Below are 25,622 nucleotides of genomic sequence, written 5' to 3' on the forward strand. Positions count from 1 at the left end.
ATCCGCTCATCAACTTGATTTCTTCAGAACGAAAGTCGCCGTCGCCAGCAGCGCCGCCGCCCTCGTTCAGTGAGCGGACTTATAAGAGATCACCCTCAAACAAGTCAACACACCCATCGTCAAAAAACTGACATTTTTATCAAGCTATTGATTTTATTATGTAGTTTCGTATTTCTAACGGGAACCGGAGAAAAAGGCAGCCTTCATGTCGCGACTGGCCCTGTTCCAGGAAACATGCAATAGGAACGGACGAGAGTTTCAGAAGACTTGAGGCGTCCAACGCCTCTTTATAAAGCCAAGAATTGGAGAGCCCGTGCGCATTCTCGATGAAGCCGTCATTTCCGAGCTGCCGAATTATTACCGTGGCAAAGTGCGGGAAAACTACGATCTGCCCGACGGCAACCGCATCATCATATCGACCGATCGCCTTAGCGCCTTTGATCGTATCCTCACCTGCATACCTTATAAGGGACAGGTACTGACCCAGACGGCACGCTACTGGTTCGAACAAACGAAGGATATTTGTCCGAACCACGTCGTGAGCTATCCCGACCCAAATGTCGTCATCGGCAAGCGGCTGGACATATTGCCGGTCGAGGTGGTGGTTCGCGGTTATCTGGCCGGCACCACCGGCACGTCGATCCTGACCCTTTATAAGAAGGGTGAGCGGCAGATGTACGGCATGAGCCTGCCGGACGGGATGAAAGACAACCAGATTCTGCCCGAACCGGTGATCACACCGACGAGCAAGGCCTTCGATGGCGGCCATGACGAACCGCTGACGCCGGCCGAGATCGTGGAGAAGAAACTGCTGACGCAGGAGCAATGGGACACGCTTTCCCGTTACGCTCTGGCGCTTTTCAAGCGCGGGCAGGAAATTGCCGCAAAGCAGGGCCTCATTCTCGTCGACACGAAATATGAATTCGGGACGGATGAAAACGGCACAATCATCCTGGCCGATGAGATCCACACGCCCGATAGCAGCCGCTACTGGATGGCCGACAGTTATGACGAAAGCTTCCGCAACGGAACACGGCCGGCAAGCTTCGACAAGGATTTCGTGAGGGCCTGGGTTGCCGAACGCTGCGACCCTTATAAGGACGACGTTCCCGAAATTCCGCAGGACCTCGTCTTGCAGACTTCGAAGGTCTATATTGATGCTTACGAGCGCATTACCGGACAGAGCTTCGTTCCCGACGATAGCGGCGAGACGCCGCTTGCAAGAATACGCCGGAACCTGGAGCCGTTCTTCCCCGGAGTCTGACCGTGAGCAAAACGATCGAACAGGCGAGAAAGGCCGACAGGAAGAGTGACCGTCCTGTCAGGCGCCGGCCTCGCCGTTCCGCCGAGGAAACGCGGCGGGACATTCTCGCCAAGGCAGAAGAGCTTTTCCGGGAGCGCGGTTTCAATGCGGTGGCGATTGCCGATATCGCCGCGGCGCTCGGCATGTCTCCCGCCAACGTCTTCAAGAATTTCAGCTCGAAGAACGCGCTCGTCGATGCGATCGCCTTCGAGCAGATCGGCGCATTCGAACGGGACATCCAGCCGCTGGATAAAAGCCACGCGCCGCTTTCGAGACTGCGCCATCTCGCCCGCACGCTGATGGAACAGCACCACCAGGATCTAAACGACAATCCCTACATATTCGAAATGATCCTGATGACGGCAAAGCAGGACATGAAGTGCGGCGACTATTATAAAGCCGTCATCGCCAACCTGCTCGCCGAGATTATCCGCGATGGTATCGATGCGCGAATCTACGCGCCGGCCGAGATTTCTCCTCTGGCGGAAACCGTGCTCCACGCGCTGACAAGCGTGATTCATCCCGTCCTCATTGCCCGGGAAGATATCGGCAATTTAGCAACACGTTGCGATCAACTCGTCGATTTAATCGACGCGGGATTGCGCAATCCGCTTGCTAAGTGACGATTCCCAATTTACGTCACCTTCTCGCAATTGCTTGCGAAGCGCAAAAGCCTGCGCTTCTATGCGCGTGGCGGTCCGGACAGAATGAGCGAATCGGGTCCTTCCAAGGCCTTCGCCTGTCGTGTCTGTTTCCGGACGCGCATCCGCCGAGCGACATTGCGCTTATAGTTGAATGCGATCGATACGCAGGGAAGAACAATGAGCCGACGTATTTTACCCCTATTTGCTTCTCTGTGTGTGACCGCTCTTCTGGCAGGTTGCAGCGATGGCGGCGAGAGCAGCCAGAACGCCGCCCAGAGCGCCGAGCGTCCGCCGTCCCCGGTCAGCATCATCCTGATGAAGACCAGCGAATATCCCTTGACCACGGTTCTGCCCGGTCGCGCCAGCGCGTTCCAGACAGCGGAAATCCGCCCGCGCGTCACCGGCATCATCCGCGAAATTCCCTTCAAGGAAGGCAGCGAGGTCAAGCAGGGCGATATTCTCTACCAGATCGAGGACAATACCTATCTGGCGGAAGTGGCGCAGGCCAAGGCAAACGTGGCGAAGGCGGAAGCAAGCATTCCGAGCGCCCAGGCGAACCTTGCCCGTTACGAACGCCTGGTCAACAGCGGCGCGACGCAGATCGAATATGAAAACGCCAAGGTGACGCTTCTGCAGGCGCAAGCCGATGTGGCCCAGACCAAGGCGGCGCTGGAAACGGCGGAAATCAACCTCGATCTCACCAAGGTACGCGCTCCCTTCGACGGCATCACCAGCGCAACCGCTTTCAGCATCGGCAACGTGGTGACGGCCAACCAGACGACGGCTTTGACGACGCTGCGCCGCATCGATCCGATCTATATCGATCTGATGGAATCCAGCATCAATCTTCTGCGTCTGAAAAAGGCGATCTCGTCGGGCCAGCTTGGCGGCGACACGAAGGAGACCGGCATTCACCTGACGCTGGAAGACGGCACGGAATACAAGCATGACGGCAAGATCGACATGTCGGACATGGCCGTAAGCGAAACCACGGGCACCTTCTCCATCCGCGCCCTCTTCGAAAACCCGGACGATCTTCTGCTTCCCGGCACCTATGTCCGCGCCACGCTGACCATCGGCAAGGAAAAAGGCTTCCGCATTCCGCAGCGCGCCGCAAGCCGGAACGCCAATGGCGAACTGACAGCGAAATTCGTGACGGCGGAAAACAAGGTGGAAACCCGCACCTTCCCGTCCAGCCAGCAGTCGGGCAATGCCTGGCTGGTAACTGAGAACGTCAAGGATGGCGACAAGCTCATCGTCGACGGCTTCCAGTGGATCGCCGACGGTGCGACCGTCGCACCGGTTGAAGTGACCATCGACGATCGCGGTATCGTCGTTATGCCGCAGCAAGCTCAGCCTGCCGCCGCCCCCTCGAAATAAGCATGAGCACGAAACCCTCGGTCGAAGCTCGTAAAAGGTAAGGCAGGACTGCCATGGCCCATTTCTTCATCCGGCGCCCCGTGTTTGCATGGGTTATCGCCATCGTCATCATGCTGGGCGGCGCCCTTGCGATCTGGACGCTTTCCATTTCGCAATATCCCGATATCGCACCGACAACGGTACGCGTCAGCGCGACCTATAATGGCGCGAGCGCCGAGACAGTCGAAAAATCGGTGACAACCATCATCGAGGACGGCATGACCGGCCTTGATGACCTCACCTATATGACATCGTCGTCCTCAACCGGCAGCGCCGAAGTGACGTTGACCTTCGGCAATACCATCCTGCCGGACATCGCGCAGGTTCAGGTGCAGAACAAGCTGCAGCTTGTCCAGTCGCAACTGCCTGACACGGTGCAGCAGCAGGGTCTTCAGGTCAGCCGATCCACATCCAGTATTCTGATGGTTGGCGCTCTGATCTCGACCGACGGCAAACGCAACTCGGCAGATCTCGGTGACGTCTTCTCCTCGCGTGTCGAAGACCAGATCAAGCGCCTCGAAGGCGTGGGCAGCATCAACGTCTTCGGTTCCGAATATGCGATGCGCATCTGGCTGGATCCGTTCAAGCTCAACAAGTACCAGCTGACCACGGCCGACGTGACCAGCGCCATCGAGAGCCAGAACACCCAGGTTTCCGTCGGTTCGCTTGGCGCGGTGCCCGCAGTCAAGGGTCAGCAGCTCAACGTGACGGTGACGGCGCAGAGCCAGCTCACCACTGTTGCCGATTTCGAATCGGTCATCCTGAAAGTCGAAAAGGACGGCGCAACCGTTCGCCTGAGCGACGTGGCCCGCATTGAAATCGGCCAGGAAACCTATGGTGGCGATTCCCGTTCGAACGGCCGTCCCTCTGCCGGTTTCGCGGTCAACCTCGCCACGGGTGCCAACGCACTCGATACGGCAGCGCGCGTAAAGTCGGCGCTTTCCGCTGTCGAAGGTTCGCTGCCCGAAGGTGTTTCGATCGAATATCCCTATGACACGACACCCTTCGTGAAGCTGTCGATCGAGAAAGTGGTACACACGCTGATCGAGGCGATCATCCTCGTTTTCGTCGTGCTGCTGGTGTTCCTGCAAAACCTGCGGGCCACCTTCATTCCGATGATCGCGGTTCCCGTCGTGCTTCTCGGCACGTTCGGCGTCCTTGCGCTGACAGGATATTCCATCAATACGCTCACCATGTTCGCCATGGTTCTGGCCATCGGCCTTCTCGTTGACGACGCTATCGTCGTCGTCGAAAACGTCGAACGAATCATGTCGGAAGAGGGCTTGTCGCCGGTCGAGGCGACCGAGAAGTCGATGGGCGAGATCACCGGTGCGATCATCGGTATCGCGCTCGTGCTCACCGCCGTGTTCATTCCGATGGCCTTCTTCGGTGGATCGACGGGCATCATCTACCGCCAGTTCTCGGTCACCATCGTTTCGGCCATGCTGCTTTCGGCAGTGGTCGCCATCGTTCTGACGCCGGCGCTCTGCGCCACGATGCTGAAGCCGATCGACCATCACAAGAAGCAGCGCGGACCGGGCGCGTGGTTCAACCGCGGCTTTGGCAAGACGACGGATGGTTACGTTTCCTCTATCGGTTATCTGCTGAAGCGGCCTCTCCGCGTGATGATTATTTTCGCGATCGTGATCGGCGGCTGCGCCTGGTTCTTCAGCAAGCTGCCCAGCTCGTTCCTGCCGCAGGAAGACCAGGGCGTGCTGCTGACGATCATCCAGACGCCGACCGGTTCGAACATCGAACGGACCAACGAAGTGGTGAAGCAGGTCGAAAGCTACTTCCGTGAAAAGGAAGCCGCCAATGTCGAATCGGTTTTCGGCGTTCTCGGCTTCAGCTTCAGCGGTTCTGGCCAGAACAACGCCATCGTCTTCACCAAGCTCAAGGATTTCGCCGAGAGAACAGCCCCCGACCAACACGCCGGCGCCATCGTGCAGCGTGCGATGGGCACCTTCTTCGGTTTCCGCGATGCGCAGGTGTTCCCGCTTCTGCCGCCGGCAATTCAGGGCATGGGCACATCGAGCGGTTTCTCGATGTATCTCGTGGATAGCGGCCGCAACGGCACCGAGGCACTGACCGCCACGTCCAAGGAACTGATCGCGCTTGCGACCAGCAATCCGAAGGTCAGCTCGCTCAGAAGCGACAGCCAGGACAATGAAACGCAGATGAAGATCATTCTCGATCAGGAAAAGATGGGCGCCATGGGGGTCGATCTCTCCTCCGTGAACCTCATGCTGTCGACGATCTTTGCCGGCCGGGATGTCAACGACTTCACGCTGAACGGCGAGCTCAAACCCGTTTATGTTCAGGGTGATGCGCCGTACCGCATGCAGCCGGACGATCTCAAGTTCTGGTATGCCCGCAACACCAGCGGCGAGATGGTGCCTTTCTCTTCCTTCAGCGAGGTGAAGTGGATCAATGCTCCGCCGTCTCTCGCCCGCTTCAACGGCACGGGCGCCATCTCGCTCGAAGGCACCGCCGGTGCGGGCGTTGCATCCGGTGACGCCATGGACGAGATGGAACGCCTGACGGCAAGCCTGCCGGGCGGTTACACCGTGGCGTGGCAGGGCATTTCCTATCAGGAACGCCTTTCCGGCTCGCAGGCGCCGATGCTCTATGCGCTGTCGGTTCTGATCGTGTTCCTTTGCCTTGCCGCCCTTTATGAAAGCTGGTCGATCCCCTTCTCGGTCATCATGGCCGTGCCGGTGGGCGTCCTCGGCGCATTGACCGCGGCGCATTTCTTCGGGCAGTCGAACGACGTCTACTTCAAGGTGGGCCTGCTGACGACCATCGGCCTTGCGGCGAAAAACGCGATTCTGATCGTCGAATTCGCCAAGGAAAGACAGGAGCATGGACTAAGCCTGATGGAAGCGACGCTCGAGGCGGCGAAGCTGCGCCTGCGTCCGATCATCATGACGTCGCTAGCCTTCATCCTGGGTGTCGTGCCTCTCGCAATCGCAACCGGAGCGGGTTCTGCCGCACAAAATGCAATTGGTATAGGGGTGCTGGGTGGTATGCTTTCTGCAACACTGCTCGGAATTTTCTTCGTTCCGTCCTTTTTCGTCATCATTCGTCGCCTTTCAAGGCGTTAACAAAACAAAAATGGGCTGTGCCAACCGTTAATACGCTGCTAGAAATGTTGCCGATTTGGCAAATGCACGTTTCTACGGCATATCGACCGCGCAGCCCATTTGTCAGCAAGCCGCGCTCGGTAAGCCAACCAGAGAATTGGGAAAATTACATGCTGTCTATTCGCGCTACTCTTCCCCTGACAATGCTGCTGCTCTCAGGCTGCGTTGTCGGGCCCGACCACAAGACGCCGGAAATTCAATTGCCGGGAAAGTTTGCGGAAGCCGGAAAAACCAGTAATGGCGACATCAGCACCGTTGCGTGGTGGACAGCCTTTAACGATAGCCGCCTCAATGGTTACGTTTCCACTGGCCTCAGCCAGAACCTGACCGTGATGCAGGCGATCGAGCGCATCAATCAGGCGGAAGCCCAGGTCATCTCGGCCGGCGCGGGCGGTCTGCCGAGCCTGACGGCTAACGGCAGCCACACGACCAGCGAGACCAAGGGTAGCTACCGTGATGTTCCCGTCACCAACGTGTCCTCAGGCAGTCTCAGCGTCTCCTGGCTGCTTGACCTCTTCGGCCGCTATCGCCGCGCCACGGAAAGCGCCAATGCATCGCTCGATGCCGCTTACTCCACCGTTGATGTTCAGCGCCTGACGCTGATTTCCTCGGTCGCAGCAGCCTATATCGATGTGCGTTATTATCAGGAGCGCCTGGCAATTGCCCGTCAGAACCTGGCTTCCCGCCGCGAAACGCTGGACCTGACCAAGCTGCAGCTTGAAGCGGGCGCGGCCTCCCGCCTCGATGTCGTCCAGTCCGAAGGTCTGGTCAACTCGACGCTGTCCGACATTCCGGGCCTCGAAACCAACTTCCGCAAGGCGGCGCATCGCATCGCCACGCTTCTCGGCCTGCCGGCCTCATCTCTGATTTCCGAATTGCAGAAGGGCGCACGCCAGCCGGTTGCCCGCAGCATTCCGCGCACCGGCATCCCGGCCGATCTCATCCGCAACCGTCCGGACATTCGTGTCGCTGAACGCAATCTCGCTGCCGCAGTCGCCTCAATCGGTGTCGCGGAAGCGCAGCTCTATCCCAGCATCGAGCTCGGCGGCTCGATCACGCCAAGCTACAACTTCCTGAGCGGTGGCGGCAGGGGAACGGCCAATAGCTGGTCCTTCGGTCCGAGCCTCGTTCTGCCGATTCTCGATGGCGGCAGCATCCGCGCCAATATCGATCTGGCCAATTCCCAGGCACGTGAGGAATATCTCGTCTGGAAGCAGACGGTGCTGACCGCTGTGGAAGAAGTCGAAAACGCTCTGGCCGCCGTCACCCGCGATCAGCGCACGGCCGATGCATTGCGCAAGACCGTCGCGTCCTATCAGGAAGCGTTGCAGCTTTCGACAGCCAGTTACCGCGACGGCGCCTCCTCGCTGCTCGACGTTCTCGATGCGCAGCGCCAGGTTTCCACCGCACAGGCGAGCCTTGCACAGGCTGTGCAGCAGACCGCGCAGGACTACGTCTCGCTGAACGTGGCGCTTGGCGGCGGTTATGCCGTTGGCCAGACCACGGCTCCGAAGAAGGCGCCCGGCCCAACCCGGACCGCGGCAAAGGCCATGTAAGATACGCCGCAAGGCAAAGAAAAGCCCGCGTCTCGACGCGGGCTTTTTTATTATTCGTGACACAAAAAAAGCACCGGTCTCCCGGTGCTTTTGTCTAACAGGCCGTCAGGCTCAGTTCTTGGCGCGCTCGACGTAGGAATTGTCTTCCGTCGCGATGACCACGCGGATACCAGCATCGATATGCGGCGGCACCATGGTGCGGATGCCGTTGGAAAGAATGGCCGGCTTGTAGGAAGAAGAAGCCGTCTGGCCCTTAACGACCGGTTCGGTTTCGGTGATTTCCAGCGTGACGTGGCGCGGCAGTTCGACGGCCAGCGGATTGCCTTCATGAATGGAAAGAATGCAGGTCATGCCTTCCTGCAGATAGGCCTTCTGATCGCCCATCGTTTCGGCATCGACCACAACCTGATCGTAGTTCTCCGGGTTCATGAAGTGGAAGCCTTCGCCATCTTCATAAAGGAACTGGAAGTTCAGGTCTTCAACGAAAGCGCGCTCGACCTGCTCGGTGGTGCGCCAGCGCTCGGAGACCTTCACGCCGTCAACGATGCGGCGCATGTCCACCTGCGTGACCGGCGTGCCCTTGCCGGGGTGAAAGTTCTGCGCGGTAAGAACGACGTAAAGCTTGCCGTCCACGTCGAGAACATTGCCCTTGCGGACGGATGAGGCGATAACCTTGACCATATGACTTCCTTGTAACTCGATGAAATGCGTCGTAAAGGACTGCGCGGCAGCACCGGCCCCGGCAGACGTTTTGTCTTTTTTCTGGGGCGCAACTACCTTAAATCCGCACGAATTGCCAGCCTTCTACAGCAATTCGCGGAAGAGTGCCTAGCGGTTTTCCGCCCGGAATAGCTTTAAATGACGCGATAAGGCGTTTTGCGGGCCGTTTGGCCGCAATTGGGCGCCGCAGAGAAGACGGAAAAGAACAGAGAATGCGCGCAAGCAACGAGACAATGTCGCCATGGTGGACGCCGGACGTCCACGCCGACCGCCGCGCATTTCTCATTGGGCGCAATGCGATCCAGTCAGCTTTTCGCGGCTACTTCGCCAGCGCCGATTTTCTCGAGGTCGACACCGCGACGTTGCAGATTTCCCCCGGCAATGAGGCGCATCTGCATGCTTTCGCAACACAGGGCCTGACGCCGGCCGGCGACGCCGTGCCGCTTTATCTGCACACCTCGCCTGAATTCGCCTGCAAAAAGCTGCTCGCCGCCGGTGAAAAACGCATCACCTGTTTTGCCCATGTTTACAGAAACCGGGAACGAGGCCCCCTGCACCATCCGGAATTCACCATGCTGGAATGGTACCGGGTCGGCGAAACCTATGAGAGCCTGATGAAGGACAGCGCCAATCTTCTGGCGCTGGCGGCCGAAACCACAAAGACGAAGAATTTCACCTATCGCGGCCGCAGCGTTGATCCCTTCCTCGAGCCGGAGCGGGTAAGCGTCGCCGAAGCCTTCGAGCGATATGCGGGCGTCGACCTGCTGGCCACCATCAGCCGAAACGGCGAAACCGACGCTCGCCATCTTGCGGCGAACCTCACCGAGGCCGGCATCCGCGTGGCCGATGACGATACCTGGGCAGATATGTTCAGCCGCGTCATCGTGGAGCGGGTGGAGCCGGAGCTGGGTTTCGGCAGGGCGACCATTCTCGATGAATATCCGACCTGTGAGGCAGCCCTTGCCCGCAAGTCACCCAAGGATGCGCGCGTGGCGGAGCGTTTCGAGCTATATGCCTGCGGCGTTGAACTCGCCAATGCCTTCGGCGAATTGACCGACGCCGCCGAGCAGAGGCGGCGTTTCGAAATGGAAATGGCCGAGAAGCAGCGGGTTTACGGCGAAACCTATCCGCTTGACGAGGACTTTCTGGCCGCGCTGGCAATCATGCCGCCGGCAAGCGGCATAGCGCTCGGTTTCGACCGGCTGGTGATGCTGGCAACCGGCGCGCCCCGTATCGATCTCGTCATGTGGGCCCCAGTCGCGGAATATGGACGATGAAAGGGCTTGAGACCATCAAGACAGCCGAAGCACTTCTAGAAGCGGGGCTTATCGAAGCCGAAGCGCTCGAGACGCTGCGCACTGTGACGCAACGTTACGCGCTCGCCATCACGCCATCGATTGCCGGGCTGATCGACAGCCGCGACCCGCAGGATCCCATCGCCCGACAATTCGTTCCTGACCCGGCCGAACTCGTTCATCTTCCTGAAGAACGGGACGATCCGATTGGCGACGACGCGCACAGCCCCGTCCACGGCATCGTCCACCGTTATCCCGACCGGGTGCTTTTAAAGGCAGTGCATGTCTGCCCCGTTTATTGCCGCTTCTGTTTCCGCCGGGAGATGGTCGGACCGCAGGGCAACGGCATGATGAGCCCGGCGGAACTCGACGCCGCATTCGGCTATATAAAGGCCAATCCCGCCATCTGGGAGGTCATCCTGACCGGTGGCGATCCTCTGGTGCTTTCCCCGCGGCGCTTGTCCGACCTGATGACGCGCCTGAAAGACATACCGCATGTCAAGATCGTCCGCTTCCATACCCGCGTGCCGGTGGTCGATCCCGACCGTATCGACGCTGCGCTGATCGATGCGCTGAAGGCCAGCGGCAAAACCACCTATGTGGCCCTGCACGCGAATCATTCCCGAGAACTCAGCGAAGCCGCAAGACAGGCTTCGGCACGCCTGATCGACGCCGGCATCGCCATGGTCAGCCAGACGGTCCTTTTGAAAGGCGTCAATGACGACCCGGCTGTTCTTGCCGAGTTGATGCGCGCCTTTGTCGAGACCCGTATCAAGCCTTATTACCTGCATCATCCCGATCTTGCGCCCGGCACCAGCCATTTCCGGCTGACGATAGAAGAGGGACAGCGAATCGTTTCCGCCTTGCGGGGGCATGTCTCCGGCCTTTGCCAGCCGACCTATGTTCTCGACATTCCCGGCGGCCACGGCAAGGCGGTAATTGGCAGAAATGCGGCCGAAAAAACCCGCGATGGCTGTTATTCCGTTTCCGACTTCAACGGAAACGATCATGTTTATCCACCACCAGCCACCGGCGACGATTAAAAAATACATAAAAAGCCTGCTACAGCGGGCTTTTCGCGGCGGCAGCCGACGAAAACAAAAATTTCACATTTCCGCCCCTCTCCTGTCATCATAAAGAAAAATATTCTACCTATAACAATCAGCATTGATTTTAGTGCTGGTCTGGATTATCAGTGTGGAACTGGAGAACGAGTCTCCTGATTCCGGGCCAACACCAATACAGGGAGTGTGTCATGTCAAAACATATCAACATCAACGCAATCCTTGGTTTTGAGTCCTGGAACGCTGGATTTAAATCCACGTGTTCCCGCTGCTGTCGAATGTGACTTAACGGTCTCAATTTACTGAAAATCAGTTCGACAACATGCTGTGTGAAGTAGCCACAGCGGGAGTATATCTATGCGGAAGCAAGTTATTGAATTCGCTGGCGAACCCGTCGGCATCGTCATCCCGGATAATGACCGGTTGAAGTTCATCGCGGTGAAGTTCCACGTTCACGACCTGGACGAACAGAAGTTCGACAGCGCAGACGACGTGCGGATTGCGATCCGCGATCTCGTGCGCAACCGGAATCTGGCCGCGGTCGCCTGATGCGGGAAAACTTTCGCCCGTTCACAGAACCGTCAAAACCAGAGCGCGCCAAATATCGGACCCCGAACAGCGGCCCGATGGCGCGCTTTTTTCTCGGTTGACAAGCCATCTACCCGCCTGGCACCAGCCATTCAGGGTGTATCAAAAGCTCTGATGCACTAAGCTAACAAAGCGCCTGAAAGTCAGGATTAGAGCCGAACGCCACGTACGCGGTCTTCCTGACGCACCCCACTCTTCCCTCATTCCTGTGCTCGTCACAGAAATCTAGCCAGACCAAGTCATTGGGCTGAAAGGCCTCTCCCTCCGCGCAGACGCGCGTCGACTGGATTCCCCTGACAAGCACAGGGATGAGGGCCGAGCCCGTATCGAAGGTTCGAATTGCGGGTCAGAATGCAGTAAAGGTCAGCGTCGTCAGCGAACGCACGATTCCGGGAATATTGACGATGTTCTGGTTGATGAACTTGCCGATATCTTCTTCCTGCGGCAGATAGATTTTCAGCAGCAGATCATATTCACCGCTGGTGGAATAAAGCTCGGAAACCAGTTCCGTCTTATAGATGGCGTCGGCGACATCATAGGTCTTGCCGGGCTCACATTGAAGCTGAACGAAAATGGGCTTCACGGACATCTCCCGTATTTGAACTTTCGGTACATGGCTGCTCGCGCCACGCGTCATGGCGCACTATTGGCTGAGCAGCGTCCGTCTTGCAAGACCGCTTACCGGTTTACGCCGAAAACTCCGCGGTACTGCCGTTCGCGCCAGTTGCGGCCTCGGAAACGATCCACCGCCGAAAACTTTCGAGCGGCGCATAACCGGCGCGATCCGGCATGCAGGCGAGGTAATAGGCTTCCTCGCTCTCCACTTCCCCCGCAACAGCCGCAACCAGACGACCGCTTCGCAACTCCTCCTCGATCATGAAAGAAGGAATGAGCGAGGCTCCAACCCCGGCGCTCGCCGCCTCGGCAATCGTCGTAAACTGATCGAAAAGCATGCCATGCACATTGTCGAAACCAATGTCATGGCTGCGAAACCATTGCTCCCAGGCATCCGGCCGTGTCGTCATGTGCAGCAACGGGACATGCAGCAGATCGTCCGGCCTTGAAAGTCCGTGTCGCGCCTTGAAGGCGGGGCTGCATACCGGAATGACCTTTTCATGCATCAGGAAAACCAGCTCGGTACCCGGCCAATGCGGCAATCCGAAATGGATGGCCGCATCGACTGTGTCGGTGCGGAAATCGAACAGCGATGACCGCGTCAGAAGATTGACCGAAACGCCGGGGTGTCTGGCGATGAAATCGGGAAGGCGCGGCACAAGCCAGCGCGTGCCGAAGCTCGGCAGAACCCCGAGGTTTAGCGTGCCGCCATCCGGATTGGCACGCAGGTTGAGCGAGGCCGTCGATATGCGCCGCAAGGCCTCGCGGATTTCCCGCGCATACCCCTCCCCCGCCCTTGTCAGCCGGATCGTCTGCCTCTCGCGCAGGAACAGCGCCAAGCCGAGCTGCTCTTCGAGCGCCAGGATTTGACGGCTGACCGCACCCTGCGTCAGCCCCAGTTCCCTCGCGGCAGCGGTGACGCTGCCCGTCCGGGAAGCGGCTTCGAAAGCCGCCAGCAGCGAAAGCGACGGCAGAAAACGGCGTGGCGGCAGGACCATATTCCCTCACGGAATGAACTCTTGACGATATGTCGATATTCAACAGGCAAGTCCGCTTGTAAAGTCTTATAAACAAGGGCTTGTCACTCATACGAAGAACAAATGAACTGGCCCGGAACACGGTGGAACGATGTATAATGACCCCCGCTCGCACGGCCTCTGGGAAAAGACCGCGCCGCAGCCGCCCGTAACGCCCGCCTTGCGGGGCGCAGCGGTTGCCGATGTCGTCGTCGTCGGAGGTGGCTTTACCGGCCAGTCCGCCGCCCTTCATCTTGCCGAACGGGGTGTGGATGTCGTTCTTCTCGAAGCAAGGGAAATCGGCTTCGGCGGCGCAGGCCGCAATGTCGGCCTCATCAATGGCGGCATGTGGGTCATGCCGAAAGAGCTACCCGGCGTGCTGGGCGAGGTTTACGGCGAGCGGCTTCTAGACCTTCTGGGCAATGCCCCGCTTCTCGTGCGTGAACTGGTGGAAAAACACGCAATTCCCTGCGAGATCGAAAAAAACGGCACGCTCCATTGCGCCGTCGGAGAAAAAGGGCTCGCCGAAATCCGTGAGCGCTGCGAACAATGGGCGGAGAGAGGCGCACCCGTCCGCATCCTCGATGCCGAAGAGACAGCGAGACGCACCGGCAGTACGGGCTATTCCGGTGCGCTTCTGGATACACGCGCCGGCACGATACAGCCGCTTGCCTATGTTCGAGGCCTTGCCGCAGCCGCCCAGAAAGCGGGCGTGCGCCTGCATACCGAAAGCCCCGTGGTAGCGACCGAACGCAGCAACGGAAAATGGGTGGTGAAGACGTCGCAAGGGTCTGTAACCGCCAACTGGATCGTTGTGGCCACTGAAGCCTATAGCACCGGCCCATGGCGGATCGTTCGCGATGAACAGGTCTACCTGCCCTATTTCAATTTTGCGACGAGACCGCTCGGCGATAATCTGCAAAAGACCATCCTGCCTGGCCGTGAGGGCTGCTGGGATACGAAGGAGATTCTCTCATCCTTCCGCATGGACAAAGCCGGCCGGCTGGTCTTCGGCAGCGTCGGCGCCCTGCGCGGCACCGGCACCGCCATTCATCGCGCCTGGGCGAAGCGCTCGCTGAAGCGACTTTTCCCGCAACTCGGGGATACGGAATTCGAATGTGAATGGTACGGCCAAATCGGCATGACCGACAATGCCGTGCCCCGCTTTCACAAATTCGCTGAAAATGTCGTCGGCTTTTCAGGCTATAACGGCCGCGGCATCGCGCCGGGCACGGCCTTCGGCAAGGTCATTGCGCAGCATATTCTCGGTGAAATTGCTGAAGCCGAATTGCCGCTGCCTTTGACGGAGCCGAAAGCGCAGACTTTCCGGACGGTGAAGGAAGCCTATTACGAGGCAGGCGCACAGATCGCCCATTTCGCCGGCGAGCGTTTTTGATCGGACACAGAGTCGCTTCTAATGAGCCACATCATCCTTGGGCTTGCCTCAAGGATTTAATCACATTCAATAAAATGAAGACGTTGCTGATGCGCGGGACAAGCCAGAGCATGACGAGGAGGGCTTTTCGAGCTTAGCCACCCCTCTCCGCAGACACACCGGCAGCCTCTTTTCCTCATCCCATCGATATATCCTTGAAAATATAATGATTGCCCTATAGGCCTATCGATATATTCATCGGAATATCTCGAACCGGGGGTAACAGACCATGAGACTTTTGCGTCGCAGCTTCTTCAAAACCATTGCCGCAGCCACATCCTTCTGGATGGCGGCCTCACTCGCGGCCGTTCCGGCCCATGCCGCCGAAAAAGTCACGGTGTTTGCCGCCGCAAGCATGAAAAACGCGCTCGACGCCCTCAACGCCGAGTGGGCGAAGGAAAGCGGTAACGAAGCAACCGTCTCGTATGCAGCAAGCTCGGCGCTGGCCAAGCAGATCGAGCAGGGCGCACCGGCGGATATCTTCATTTCGGCCGATCTCGCATGGATGGACTATATCGCCGAAAAGAAGCTGATCAACGCTGACACCCGCTCCAATCTTCTCGGCAACCGCATTGTTCTCGTCGCTCCCGCAGACAAGGCAAAGCCGGTCGAGATCAAGCAAGGCTTCGATCTTGCCGCTCTGGTGGGCGATGGCCGACTGGCCATGGGTGCGGTCGATTCCGTGCCGGCGGGCAAATACGGCAAGGCCGCTCTGGAAAAGCTCGGGGTCTGGTCCTCGGTGGAACAAAAGGTCGCCGGCGCGGAGAGCGTGCGTGCCGCCCTGCTGCTCGTCTCGCGCGGCGAAGCACCCTATGGCATTGTCTACCAGACCGACGCCGCCGCCGATCCGGGCGTGAAGATCGTCGGCACCTTCCCGGAAGACAGCCATCCGCCGATCATCTACCCGGTCGCCATTCTTTCGGAAGCCAAGTCCCCGGCAGCAAAAGCCTATCTGGATTTCCTGAAATCGGCCAAGGCAACGCCCTTCTTCGAAAAGCAAGGCTTTACCGTTTTGAAATAAACTGCCTTTCGTGGCCCCAACGTATGGGCCACAAGAGATGACGATTGCAGGATATGGCATTGCATTGGTGGACACTCAGCCCTGAAGAATGGACGGCGATCAGGCTCAGCCTGTGGGTGTCGTCCATCGCCATGCTTGCCAGCCTGCCTTTCGGCATTCTGGTCGCCGTGGCGCTGGCGCGCGGCCGCTTCTGGGGCAAGTCTCTCCTCAATGGCATCGTCCACCTGCCGCTCATCCTGCCGCCCGTCGTCACCGGCTTTCTGCTGCTCGTCCTGTTCGGCCGCAGGGGCGCGATCGGGCAGTTTCTCGATAGCTGGTTCGGCGTCGTCTTTTCCTTCCGCTGGACCGGGGCCGCGCTCGCCTGCGCCGTCATGGCCTTTCCGCTGATGGTGCGTTCCATCCGCCTCTCCATAGAAGCGGTGGACCGCAAGCTGGAAGAGGCCGCGGGAACATTGGGGGCAAGCCCGTTCTGGGTGTTCCTCACCGTCACCCTGCCCTTGACCCTGCCCGGCATCATTGCCGGCATGATCCTGGCTTTCGCCAAGGCCATGGGCGAGTTCGGCGCAACCATTACCTTCGTGTCCAATATTCCCGGCGAGACCCAGACTTTGTCCGCCGCCATCTATACCTTCACTCAGGTTCCGGGCGGCGATGCCGGCGCGTTGCGGCTAACAATTGTCTCCGTCGTGATTTCCATGCTCGCTTTGCTCGTCTCGGAGTTTCTGGCCCGCATCGTCGGCAAACGGGTGAGCATCGAATGATGCTTTCGGTCGCCACCCGCCGTCGCCTCGGTTCTTTCGAACTCGATGCGTCATTCACCTCCGAAGGCGGCGTCACCGCGCTGTTCGGGCGCTCCGGCTCCGGCAAAACCTCGATGATCCGCATCATAGCAGGCCTGTTGCGGCCGGATGAGGGACAGGTTTTGCTTAATGGTGAAGTGCTGGCAGATAGCGGAACACGGCTGTTCCTGCCGGCTCATAAACGCCGCTTCGGTTATGTTTTTCAGGAAGCGCGGCTCTTCCCGCATCTCAGCGTGGCGCAGAACCTGCATTACGGCAGATGGTTCGCCGTGAACAAAACCGGGAGCGCGAATGAAGACCGCATCGTCGACATGCTCGGCATCGGCCACCTCTTGCAGCGCCGGCCGGACAAGCTTTCCGGTGGCGAAAAACAGCGTGTCGCGATTGGCCGCGCGCTCCTCTCATCACCCAGGCTGCTGCTGATGGACGAGCCACTCGCCTCGCTCGACGAGGAGCGAAAAGCCGAAATCATTCCCTATCTCGAACGGCTGCGCGACGAGACGAAAATCCCGATTGTCTATGTCAGCCATTCTATTCAGGAGGTCGCCCGCCTCGCCGACCGCATCGTGGTAATGAAGGACGGCAAGGTGGAGGCGCAGGGAAAAGCGGCCGACGTGCTTTCCAGACCGGATTTCAGCACGCATCTCGAACGACGCGAGGCGGGTAGCATTCTTTCCGGGCACATTGAAAGCTTTGATAAGCGGCATGGACTTGCCGCCGTGAGGCTAAAGACCAAGCTGCTGCATGTTCCGGCAAAAAGGGGAACGGCGGGCAGCCCGGCGCGGGTGCTCATACCGGCGCGCGATGTGATGCTGGCAACCGTAAAACCCGAAGGCTTGAGCGCGCTCAACATTCTCGCGGGCCATGTCGCGACTGTTTCGGCCAGCGAAGATGGCATGGTCACAGTTCAGGTGGATTGCGGCGGCGACATCATCCAGTCGCGCATCACCGATCTGTCACGCGAGAGGCTGCAGCTGGAGCCGGGAAAACCGGTGCACGCGATCATAAAGTCGGCGGCTCTCGATCCCTATTGAGGGCAGCATCGGGATTGCGGTTGGCCTCCAGCCAGTCGATATCCGCGCGCAAGGCCTCGTTCATACGTTTTTCCATGCCGCGGTAACGCTCCAGCACTTCAGTGCCGAAAGCGGTCAGCACCGCACCGCCGCCCTGTTTGCCGCCGCGCTGCGATTCGATAACCGGTTCCCTGAACATATGGTTCAGCGCATCCACCAGCAGCCATGCGCGGCGATAGGACATGTCCATCGCCCGCCCGGCGGCAGAGATGGAGCCGGTCTCGACAATCAGCTCCATCAATTCAATCTTGCCATGGCCGAGACGTTCCCCGGCTGGAAAGTCGATACGAAGAACAGGCTTCAATGGAGAAAGGGCCTCACTCATCGTTCAAAGGCTCCGTCCATGAAGATCGCGATAGGCCTTTTGCGCTCCATCCACCGGTAAGGCCGTCGCCTCATAGACGCCACGCGCGACCGCGCGCGCCATCACGATGGTCGCCAGATGGCAAAGCTCGGCGAAATGAACGCCGCCCTCAAGCGGCTTTTCACCGGTCGCGGCCGCGCACATGGTGTCGCCGTCGCTTGGCAGATGGGCGGGCAGAACGGCGCGCGCCAGCCCGTCATGCGCCATGATGGAAAGGCGATGCGCCTGCGCCTTGGTCAGCGCGGCATCCGTCACCACCGCACCGATGGTCGTTGCCGTGAGATTGACCCCCTTGAGGCGCAGCGCGGTATGATCCGGCTCGAAACGCTCGGGAAAACCGCAATCGCCGTATTCACCCTGCACTTCAAACGGCGCGGACCAGAAATGGCGGCCCGTTCCAACGGTTGCCGAGCCGAGCGCATTGACGGCAACGATGGCGGCCACCTTATAACCGCCGGAACTGACAGCACTTGCCGACCCGAGCCCGCCCTTGAAGGTGGCTGTCGTCGCACCCGTTCCGGCCCCGACCGTTCCAAGCGCGAAGGGCTCCGGACGCGCCGCCTTGAAGGCCGCATATCCCATCTCGCGATAGGGCGAATGCAGTCCCCAGTCCTTGTCGCCGCCATTCAGCAGATCCATCAGGATCGCCTGCGGCACGATGGGAACGCGGGTGGAACCCACTTGCAGGCCGCGTCCGATTTCGCGCAGCCCCGCCTGAACGCCGCCCGCCGCATCCAGCCCGAAGGCAGAACCGCCTGACAGCACGAAGGCATCCACCGTTTCCACCGTCATCGTCGGGTCGAGCAGGCCGGTATCGCGCCCGCCCGGCGCACCACCCAAAACAGAACCGGAAGCGATGGCGGGCTTTTCGAAAACAATCGACGTAACACCGGAGCCGAGGGCAAGATCGGTGACATTGCCGACCGAAACGCCGCCGATATCCGTCAGAAGATTGGTGAGTGCTGCCATGCCGTTTCCCTTTTCTCCCGGTATCCCGCCACCATCAGGCACTGTCAACGCAAAACGTGAGGTGCCTTATGTCGACGACAAGCCGCGATCAGGAAAAAACACCCGTTCCGATCACGGGCGTCGAGGGAACGGCCATGTCCCTCGGCTCCAGCGGCTCGGAGAGATATGCCTGATGGCCGGCGTCTATGGCGCGGGCGAAAGCCTCCGCCATGCCGACCGGGTCTCCCGCGCCCGCCACCGCCGTGTTGAGCAGAACGGCATCGTAACCGAGTTCCATCACCGTGACGGCATGCGACGGGCGGCCGATACCGGCATCGACGATCAGCGGCACATCCGGGAAACGCGCCCGCATGGATTTTAGCGCCGTCAGATTGAGCGGTCCCATGGCGCTGCCGATTGGCGCGCACCAGGGCATCAGGACCTTGCAGCCTGCCTCCAGCAGCTTCTCGGCGACGACCAGATCGTCCGTCGTATAGGGAAAGACCTCAAAACCCTCGTCGCAGAGGATTTTCGCCGCCTCGACAAGAGCGAAGACATCGGGCTGCAGCGTGTCGTGATGACCGATGACCTCCAGCTTGATCCAGTTAGTGCGGAACACATCGCGGGCCATCTTTGCCGTCAGCACCGCTTCCTTGACCGTGTGGCAACCGGCAGTATTGGGCAGGATCTGGCGATCCAGCTCACGGATAAGCTCGAAAAACTGACCGCCCTTCTTGCCAGCCGCCGTTTCCCGGCGCAGTGAAATCGTCAGAATATCCGTATTGCTCGCCCGCACGGCATCGGCAAGCACGGCAGGCGACGGATAGCGCGCCGTGCCGAGCAGGAGACGGGACGAGACCTCGCGGCCATAAAGCGTCAGCACGGTTTCAGCCTCCCTGCATCGGTGAGAGGATTTCGATACGGTCGAAAGCCTTCAGCTTATAATCGGCGCGCTCTTCCGAATGCACCAGATCGCCGTTTACCGCCGTCGCCAGCCACTCACCATCGTATTCGAGGCTGGCGAGCAGGCCGGCCAGCGTCTCGGCGGCGAGATCAAGCTCGTCGCCATTCACCAGAAGTTTCATGATCCCGTTCCTTTTGAGAGAGAGTTTGACAGGCGATTTCAGCCGCCTGCCGCGCCATCGCCGGCGATAGCAGAAAGCCGTGCCGGTGCGCGCCGTTGATGAAAATTGTCCGGCCATCCTGCGTGACCTTCGGCAGATTGTCGGGATAGGCGGGGCGCACGCCGGTGCCCGTCTCGATGATTTCCGCTTCCGCAAAAGCCGGATGCACGGCATAGGCGGCGTTCAGGAACTCCATCATCGAGCGGGCGGAAATGGCGCCCGCATCTTCCGTCTCGATCATCGTCGCGCCCACCATGAAACGACCGGGCTTGCGCGGCACGATATAGAGCGGAATACGCGGATGCAGCAGCCGGACAGGGCGAGACAGGGAAACCTCGCGCGTGGCGAGATAGAGCATCTCTCCCCGCACACCGCGAAGATCGGAAATCCCGCCGATTGCCGCAGAACCAGTGCAATCCACCACCCGGTCGAACGGCTCTTCATCCAACGGGATACCCATATGGAACTGCACACCCATGGTGCAGAGCCGTTCATGCAGCGATTTCAGTGCAAGACGCGGATCGAGATGCCCCTCATCCGGAAAATAAAGCCCGGAACGAAACCGCCCGGCAAGATCTGGCTCCAGCGCGGCGATTTCGCCCTCATCCACCCAGCGATAGCCGGCGGTCCGCAATGCGAAACGCGAAAGCTCCGCCTTGTCGCGGGCCGGCGCAACGACCAGCGTGCCGTTACGGACGACAAGGCCGGGTGTCGCTTCATCCCACCAGTCGAGCGCCGCCCGACCAAGCGTCAGAACCGGCTCTTCAGCGTTTTCACGCTCGCACCAGGGCGCCAGCATGCCGCCCGCATACCAGGATGCGCCGCGAGAGGGTTCGGCATTGCGCTCGCAAACCTCGATGGTAACACCGGTCCGCGCCAGCTCGAAGGCCGCCGTCAAACCGGCGACCCCCGTTCCCTTGACCAGAACGCGCATGCTATTCGGCATCCGCAGGGGTCGCGAGCGGCATGTAAAGCTCACCGCCCTCCTTGAAGCGTGCGGCCATGGCCTCCAGCCCCTCCTTCTGCGCCTCGGCGCGGATATCGTGGGAAATCCGCATCGAGCAGAATTTCGGCCCGCACATGGAGCAGAAATGCGCGACCTTGTGCGCTTCCTTCGGCAAGGTCTCATCATGGAAGGAGCGCGCCGTATCCGGGTCCAGTGACAGGTTGAACTGATCCTCCCAGCGGAACTCGAACCGCGCGCGCGACAGTGCATCGTCCCGCACCTGTGCCGCCGGATGGCCCTTGGCGAGATCGGCGGCGTGGGCGGCGATCTTGTAGGTGATGACGCCGACCTTCACGTCGTTGCGATCCGGCAGGCCGAGATGTTCCTTTGGCGTGACGTAGCAGAGCATCGCGGTGCCGAACCAGCCGATCATCGCCGCACCGATGCCGGAGGTGATATGGTCGTAACCCGGCGCAATATCGGTAGTGAGCGGCCCGAGCGTATAAAAGGGCGCCTCACCGCAGGTCTTCAGCTGCTTGTCCATATTTTCCTTGATCTTGTGCATCGGCACATGGCCGGGGCCTTCGATCATCACCTGGCAATCCTTCGCCCAGGCGATCTGCGTCAGCTCGCCGAGCGTCTCCAGCTCCGCGAATTGTGCGGCGTCATTGGCGTCGGCAATCGAGCCGGGACGCAAGCCATCGCCCAGCGAGAAGGAGACGTCGTAAGCACGGCAAATATCGCAAATCTCGTCGAAATGCTCGTAGAGAAAACTCTCCTTATGGTGATGTAGACACCACTTGGCCATGATCGAGCCGCCGCGCGAAACGATGCCGGTGACGCGGTTGATGGTGAGCGGGATGTAATGCAGCCGCACGCCCGCATGGATGGTGAAGTAATCCACACCCTGCTCCGCCTGTTCGATCAGCGTATCGCGGAACACTTCCCAGTTCAGGTCTTCGGCAATGCCGTTGACCTTCTCAAGCGCCTGATAAAGCGGCACCGTGCCGATCGGCACCGGCGAATTGCGGATGATCCATTCGCGGATATTGTGGATGTTGCGGCCGGTAGATAGGTCCATGACTGTATCCGCACCCCAGCGGATCGCCCAGACCATCTTCTCCACCTCTTCCGCCATGGAGGAGGTGACGGCGGAATTGCCGATATTGGCATTGATCTTGACGAGAAAATTGCGGCCGATGATCATCGGCTCAAGTTCCGAATGATTGATATTGGCAGGGATGATGGCGCGGCCGGCCGCCACTTCCTGACGCACGAATTCCGCCGTGACGTAGTCAGGGATATGCGCCCCGAAGCTTTCGCCGTCGCGCACCAACTTTTCCTTGGCCGCCTCGCGCCCGAGATTTTCGCGGATGGCGATGAATTCCATTTCCGGCGTGATGATACCGGCCCGCGCATAGGCGAGCTGGGTTACGGCTTTACCGGCCGTGGCTCTGAGCGGCTGGTGGCGCACGGAAAATTCAGGCGTCAGGCGTTCGCCGGTGGCAAAGCCGTTATCCTCCGGCTTGACGTGCCGGCCGTCATAGGCCTCGACATCGCCGCGCGCCACGATCCAGTCATGACGCAGACGCGGCAGGCCCTTTTCAATCTGAACGGTATGCGAAGGATCCGTATAGGGACCGGAGGAATCGTAAACCGTCACCGGCGGTTCACCCGCCGTCGGATGAACGGCGATCTCGCGCATCGGCACGCGGATATGGGGATGTAAAATCCCGGCTTTGTGGATTTTGGTAGAGGCGGCATGCGGCCCCGTAGTAACCGACAACGGGATATTCTTGGCAGCGATATTCATCTTGAGGCTCCAAAGTTTGACAGTGGAGACCCAGTTCGAGCCGGAATGATGGAAAATACCGCAGCGCCGACAGCGCAATGCACACGCCAGCCGACCTTCGGTCTTTGCACCGTCCCTACGCCAGTATGAACTGGATCAGGTTCAACGGGTCACTGCGCATGAAAGCAGAATCTCAGCCCCTTGACGGGACACCCCTGGTGAATGGCCACAGCAAAAAACACCGACCGGCATTTGTCAAGGCCGACGATCCATGCTTGGCAAAGGTGCGGGAATGGCGCATGCTGCCGTTAGTTGTAATTAACCTAACGGTTTAGGCGAATATTATCGTTTGCAACGTAACGATAAGCACAAACCATCCTGATGTGAAATTCATGGGAGATACGTCGGAATGAACGCGACTATTCGTGAAATACTGGCCAAATTCGGCCAGCTTCCAACACCTGTCGATACGATTGCAGATGAAGCCGATCTTTATGCGGCAGGCCTTTCTTCCTTTGCATCCGTGCAATTGATGCTCGGCATCGAAGAAGCATTCGATATCGAATTCCCCGACAATCTGCTGAACCGCAAGTCCTTCGCCAGCATCAAAGCCATTGAAGACACCGTTAAGCTCATTCTGGATGGTAAAGAGGCAGCCTGATGAACGTCACCGTAGCGCCGCAGGATGAAACGCTGTCCGCGCGCGCGGGCCGTGTCGCGGCAATTGCCGCCAAACACGCGGATGATGTGGATGTCACCGGCCGCTTTCCGCAGGAAGCCGTTGATGCGCTGCGACAGGAACGCCTGCTCGGCATCCAGGTCCCCTCTTCGCTGGGCGGCGAAAGCGCTTCCTTACAGGAGATCGCCGATATCTGCGCCCGGCTCGGCCAGGCCTGTTCGGCAACCGCGATGATTTTCGCCATGCACCATATCAAGGCATCCAGCCTGGTGGAACACGGCGAGACGAGCGCATGGCATGCCGGCTTCATGAGCCGCATCGCCGGCGAACAGCTTCTGCTCGGCTCCGCCACCACCGAAGGCGGCATTGGCGGCAATCTGCGCAACTCCATCTGTGCAATCGAGGTCGAAGGCGATTTCTGCCGGCTGGAAAAGGACGCCACCGTCATTTCCTATGGCAGCAATGCCGATGCGATCCTCATCACCTCGCGCGCCCACAAGGATGCCGCGCCCGCCGATCAGGTGATGACGGTCTTTCTGAAAAACCAGTACACGCTCGAAAAGACCCATGTCTGGGATACGCTCGGCATGCGCGGCACCTGTTCGGACGGCTTCCTGTTTCGTGGCGAAGCGCCGGCGGCGCAGATATTCCCGAAACCCTTTGCGGAAATCGCCGCACAATCCATGCTTGCAAGCTCGCATCTCCTGTGGAGCGCCGTCTGGTATGGCATCGCCTCGGATGCGGTGCTGCGCGCCCAGTCATTCGTCAGAGCCGCGGCGCGCAAATCGCCCGGCACCGCTCCTCCCGGCGCGATCCGCCTTGCCGAGGTCTCCACCAAGCTGCAGGTCGTTAAATCCAACATCATCGCCGGCATAAAGGCTTACGAGGACACCAAGAGCGACCCCGAAAAACTGATGTCCATGGCCTTTGCCGTCGCCATGAACAATGTGAAGATCTGCTCTTCGGAAACCATTCTCGAGATCATCGACCATGCCATGCTGGTCTGCGGCATCATGGGCTACAAGAACGGCACGCCCTATAGCCTCGGTCGCCACCTGCGCGACGCGCATTCCGCCCGCCTGATGATTTCCAACGACCGCATTCTCGGCAATTCCGCCAATCTCCTGCTGGTTCACAAGCAGGACACCAGCCTCTTGGGATAAAACCATGGACATGCAAACATCGTTTCTCGATCGACTGTTCGAAGAAGGCCTGCTGATTGAAACCGGTGTGGACGGTCTTTATGGACGCAGCGGCCAGTTCGAGGATGTCATTGCCGCATTCGAGAGGCTGATCGACCGCACGGGCGGCGCTGACGGCGCCGAAGCGATCCGCTTTCCGCCCGGCATCAACCGCGCCTATTTTGAAAAGAGCGGTTATATGAAGAGCTTCCCACAGCTCGCCGGCACGGTCCATTCCTTCTGCGGCTGTGAGCTTGACCATGTCAGCCTGCTGAAAACCATGGACGAGGGCGGCGACTGGACCAAGGACCAGAAAGCGACAGACATCGTGCTGACGCCGGCGGCCTGCTATCCGCTTTATCCGACGATTGCCAAGCGCGGCGCACTGCCTGCCGGCGGCGGTCTCTATGACATCCAGTCCTATTGTTTCCGCCATGAACCCTCCAAGGACCCGGCCCGCCAGCAGCTTTTCCGCATGCGCGAATATGTTTGCATGGGCACCGAATCCGACGTCACCGAATTCCGCCAGACCTGGATGGATCGCGGCGTGCAGATGATGAAAGCGGTCGGGCTCGACGTCACCATCGATGTCGCCAACGATCCCTTCTTCGGCCGCGCCGGCAAAATGCTGGCCAACAATCAGCGCGACCAGAACCTGAAATTCGAGCTCTTGATCCCGGTCACATCCACGACCAGCCCGACGGCCTGCATGAGCTTCAATTATCATCAGGATGCCTTCGGCCAGAAATGGGGCCTCAACCTCGCCAATGGCGATGTCGCCCACACCGCCTGCGTCGGTTTCGGCCTTGAGCGCATCGCGCTGGCGCTGTTTGCCCATCATGGTCTCGACGTGAAGAAATGGCCTGCGAAGGTCGTGGAAACGCTCTGGGGCTGAT

24 protein-coding genes and 1 riboswitch are annotated in these 25,622 nt (G+C 59.5%); of the genes, 15 read left to right on the forward strand and 9 right to left on the reverse strand.

Annotated elements, in window-relative coordinates:
* The first annotated feature begins 313 nt into the window (after positions 1-313).
* From AGR7B_RS12760 to AGR7B_RS12780, 5 genes are all read left to right on the forward strand, one after another.
* Complete coding sequence (locus tag AGR7B_RS12760; RefSeq protein ID WP_065657018.1) at positions 314-1,264, forward strand: phosphoribosylaminoimidazolesuccinocarboxamide synthase; 951 nt, start codon at positions 314-316, stop codon at positions 1,262-1,264.
* Between the two features lie 2 nt (positions 1,265-1,266).
* Entirely contained in the window at positions 1,267-1,926 is a 660-nt protein-coding gene (locus AGR7B_RS12765) for a TetR/AcrR family transcriptional regulator (protein WP_065657017.1), read from the forward strand.
* Positions 1,927-2,124: 198 nt separating this feature from the next.
* Complete coding sequence (locus AGR7B_RS12770) at positions 2,125-3,327, forward strand: efflux RND transporter periplasmic adaptor subunit (RefSeq protein WP_065657016.1); 1,203 nt, start codon at positions 2,125-2,127, stop codon at positions 3,325-3,327.
* A 53-nt stretch (positions 3,328-3,380) separates the two neighbouring features.
* Entirely contained in the window at positions 3,381-6,470 is a 3,090-nt protein-coding gene (locus AGR7B_RS12775; RefSeq protein ID WP_035261240.1) for an efflux RND transporter permease subunit, read from the forward strand.
* 149 nt (positions 6,471-6,619) lie between these two features.
* Positions 6,620-8,065 (forward strand): efflux transporter outer membrane subunit, encoded by a 1,446-nt coding sequence (locus tag AGR7B_RS12780; protein ID WP_065657015.1) that lies wholly within the window; start codon positions 6,620-6,622, stop codon positions 8,063-8,065.
* 111 nt (positions 8,066-8,176) lie between these two features.
* Here the strand turns inward: AGR7B_RS12780 and efp are convergent, their stop codons facing one another.
* Positions 8,177-8,746, reverse strand: a complete 570-nt coding sequence (gene efp / locus AGR7B_RS12785; RefSeq protein WP_003504809.1) for an elongation factor P — start codon at positions 8,744-8,746, stop codon at positions 8,177-8,179.
* A 251-nt stretch (positions 8,747-8,997) separates the two neighbouring features.
* Here efp and epmA point away from each other — a divergent pair, with 251 nt between their 5' ends.
* From epmA to AGR7B_RS12800, 3 genes are all read left to right on the forward strand, one after another.
* Entirely contained in the window at positions 8,998-10,062 is a 1,065-nt protein-coding gene (gene epmA, locus AGR7B_RS12790; RefSeq protein ID WP_078052430.1) for an EF-P lysine aminoacylase EpmA, read from the forward strand.
* Positions 10,059-11,123 (forward strand): lysine-2,3-aminomutase-like protein, encoded by a 1,065-nt coding sequence (locus AGR7B_RS12795; RefSeq protein ID WP_080856786.1) that lies wholly within the window; start codon positions 10,059-10,061, stop codon positions 11,121-11,123. The genes epmA and AGR7B_RS12795 overlap by 4 nt, the downstream gene beginning before the upstream one ends.
* A gap of 378 nt (positions 11,124-11,501) precedes the next feature.
* Entirely contained in the window at positions 11,502-11,693 is a 192-nt protein-coding gene (locus tag AGR7B_RS12800; RefSeq protein WP_080856787.1) for a hypothetical protein, read from the forward strand.
* 385 nt (positions 11,694-12,078) lie between these two features.
* On the opposite strand, the gene AGR7B_RS12810 is transcribed toward AGR7B_RS12800, so the two are convergent.
* Positions 12,079-12,315, reverse strand: a complete 237-nt coding sequence (locus AGR7B_RS12810) for an Lrp/AsnC ligand binding domain-containing protein (RefSeq protein ID WP_003521320.1) — start codon at positions 12,313-12,315, stop codon at positions 12,079-12,081.
* Between the two features lie 103 nt (positions 12,316-12,418).
* Entirely contained in the window at positions 12,419-13,345 is a 927-nt protein-coding gene (locus AGR7B_RS12815) for a LysR family transcriptional regulator (RefSeq protein ID WP_065657012.1), read from the reverse strand.
* 130 nt (positions 13,346-13,475) lie between these two features.
* Here AGR7B_RS12815 and AGR7B_RS12820 point away from each other — a divergent pair, with 130 nt between their 5' ends.
* The 4 genes from AGR7B_RS12820 (at position 13,476) to modC (ending at position 17,653) form a co-directional block, all read left to right on the forward strand.
* Complete coding sequence (locus tag AGR7B_RS12820; protein WP_078052427.1) at positions 13,476-14,759, forward strand: NAD(P)/FAD-dependent oxidoreductase; 1,284 nt, start codon at positions 13,476-13,478, stop codon at positions 14,757-14,759.
* Between the two features lie 268 nt (positions 14,760-15,027).
* Entirely contained in the window at positions 15,028-15,819 is a 792-nt protein-coding gene (gene modA / locus AGR7B_RS12825) for a molybdate ABC transporter substrate-binding protein (RefSeq protein ID WP_078052426.1), read from the forward strand.
* 53 nt (positions 15,820-15,872) lie between these two features.
* On the forward strand, positions 15,873-16,580 hold the full coding sequence (modB, locus tag AGR7B_RS12830; protein ID WP_080856789.1) for a molybdate ABC transporter permease subunit: 708 nt from the start codon (positions 15,873-15,875) through the stop codon (positions 16,578-16,580).
* Positions 16,577-17,653, forward strand: a complete 1,077-nt coding sequence (gene modC, locus AGR7B_RS12835; protein ID WP_080856790.1) for a molybdenum ABC transporter ATP-binding protein — start codon at positions 16,577-16,579, stop codon at positions 17,651-17,653. The genes modB and modC overlap by 4 nt, the downstream gene beginning before the upstream one ends.
* Here modC and AGR7B_RS26095 read toward each other — a convergent pair.
* The 6 genes from AGR7B_RS26095 to thiC all read right to left on the reverse strand — a co-directional run bounded on the left by AGR7B_RS26095 (position 17,622) and on the right by thiC (position 22,887).
* The gene (locus AGR7B_RS26095) at positions 17,622-18,017 is read right to left on the reverse strand and encodes a winged helix-turn-helix domain-containing protein (protein WP_080856791.1); all 396 of its coding nucleotides are present in this window, start codon (positions 18,015-18,017) and stop codon (positions 17,622-17,624) included. The two genes, modC and AGR7B_RS26095, sit on opposite strands and share 32 nt — an antisense overlap.
* A gap of 3 nt (positions 18,018-18,020) precedes the next feature.
* The gene (locus tag AGR7B_RS12845; RefSeq protein ID WP_080856792.1) at positions 18,021-19,025 is read right to left on the reverse strand and encodes a P1 family peptidase; all 1,005 of its coding nucleotides are present in this window, start codon (positions 19,023-19,025) and stop codon (positions 18,021-18,023) included.
* A gap of 88 nt (positions 19,026-19,113) precedes the next feature.
* Positions 19,114-19,887 (reverse strand): thiazole synthase, encoded by a 774-nt coding sequence (locus AGR7B_RS12850; RefSeq protein ID WP_080856793.1) that lies wholly within the window; start codon positions 19,885-19,887, stop codon positions 19,114-19,116.
* A gap of 4 nt (positions 19,888-19,891) precedes the next feature.
* The gene (thiS, locus tag AGR7B_RS12855; protein WP_078052421.1) at positions 19,892-20,089 is read right to left on the reverse strand and encodes a sulfur carrier protein ThiS; all 198 of its coding nucleotides are present in this window, start codon (positions 20,087-20,089) and stop codon (positions 19,892-19,894) included.
* Complete coding sequence (thiO, locus tag AGR7B_RS12860) at positions 20,058-21,062, reverse strand: glycine oxidase ThiO (RefSeq protein ID WP_080856794.1); 1,005 nt, start codon at positions 21,060-21,062, stop codon at positions 20,058-20,060. Before thiO ends, thiS begins: the two co-directional genes overlap by 32 nt.
* A 1-nt stretch (position 21,063) precedes the next feature.
* The gene (gene thiC, locus AGR7B_RS12865) at positions 21,064-22,887 is read right to left on the reverse strand and encodes a phosphomethylpyrimidine synthase ThiC (protein WP_080856795.1); all 1,824 of its coding nucleotides are present in this window, start codon (positions 22,885-22,887) and stop codon (positions 21,064-21,066) included.
* Positions 22,888-22,981: 94 nt separating this feature from the next.
* Positions 22,982-23,093, reverse strand: a riboswitch (TPP riboswitch).
* 182 nt (positions 23,094-23,275) lie between these two features.
* Here thiC and AGR7B_RS12870 point away from each other — a divergent pair.
* Genes AGR7B_RS12870 through AGR7B_RS12880 form a run of 3 tightly spaced genes read left to right on the forward strand, consistent with a single transcriptional unit; the run spans position 23,276 to position 25,621 of the window.
* Positions 23,276-23,527, forward strand: a complete 252-nt coding sequence (locus tag AGR7B_RS12870; protein ID WP_003504852.1) for an acyl carrier protein — start codon at positions 23,276-23,278, stop codon at positions 23,525-23,527.
* Entirely contained in the window at positions 23,527-24,708 is a 1,182-nt protein-coding gene (locus AGR7B_RS12875) for an acyl-CoA dehydrogenase family protein (protein ID WP_065657002.1), read from the forward strand. The genes AGR7B_RS12870 and AGR7B_RS12875 overlap by 1 nt, the downstream gene beginning before the upstream one ends.
* A 4-nt stretch (positions 24,709-24,712) precedes the next feature.
* Positions 24,713-25,621 (forward strand): amino acid--[acyl-carrier-protein] ligase, encoded by a 909-nt coding sequence (locus tag AGR7B_RS12880; protein WP_065657001.1) that lies wholly within the window; start codon positions 24,713-24,715, stop codon positions 25,619-25,621.
* Position 25,622 lies beyond the last annotated feature (1 nt).

The sequence above is a fragment of the Agrobacterium deltaense RV3 genome (assembly GCF_900013505.1).
Lineage (GTDB): Bacteria > Pseudomonadota > Alphaproteobacteria > Rhizobiales > Rhizobiaceae > Agrobacterium > Agrobacterium leguminum.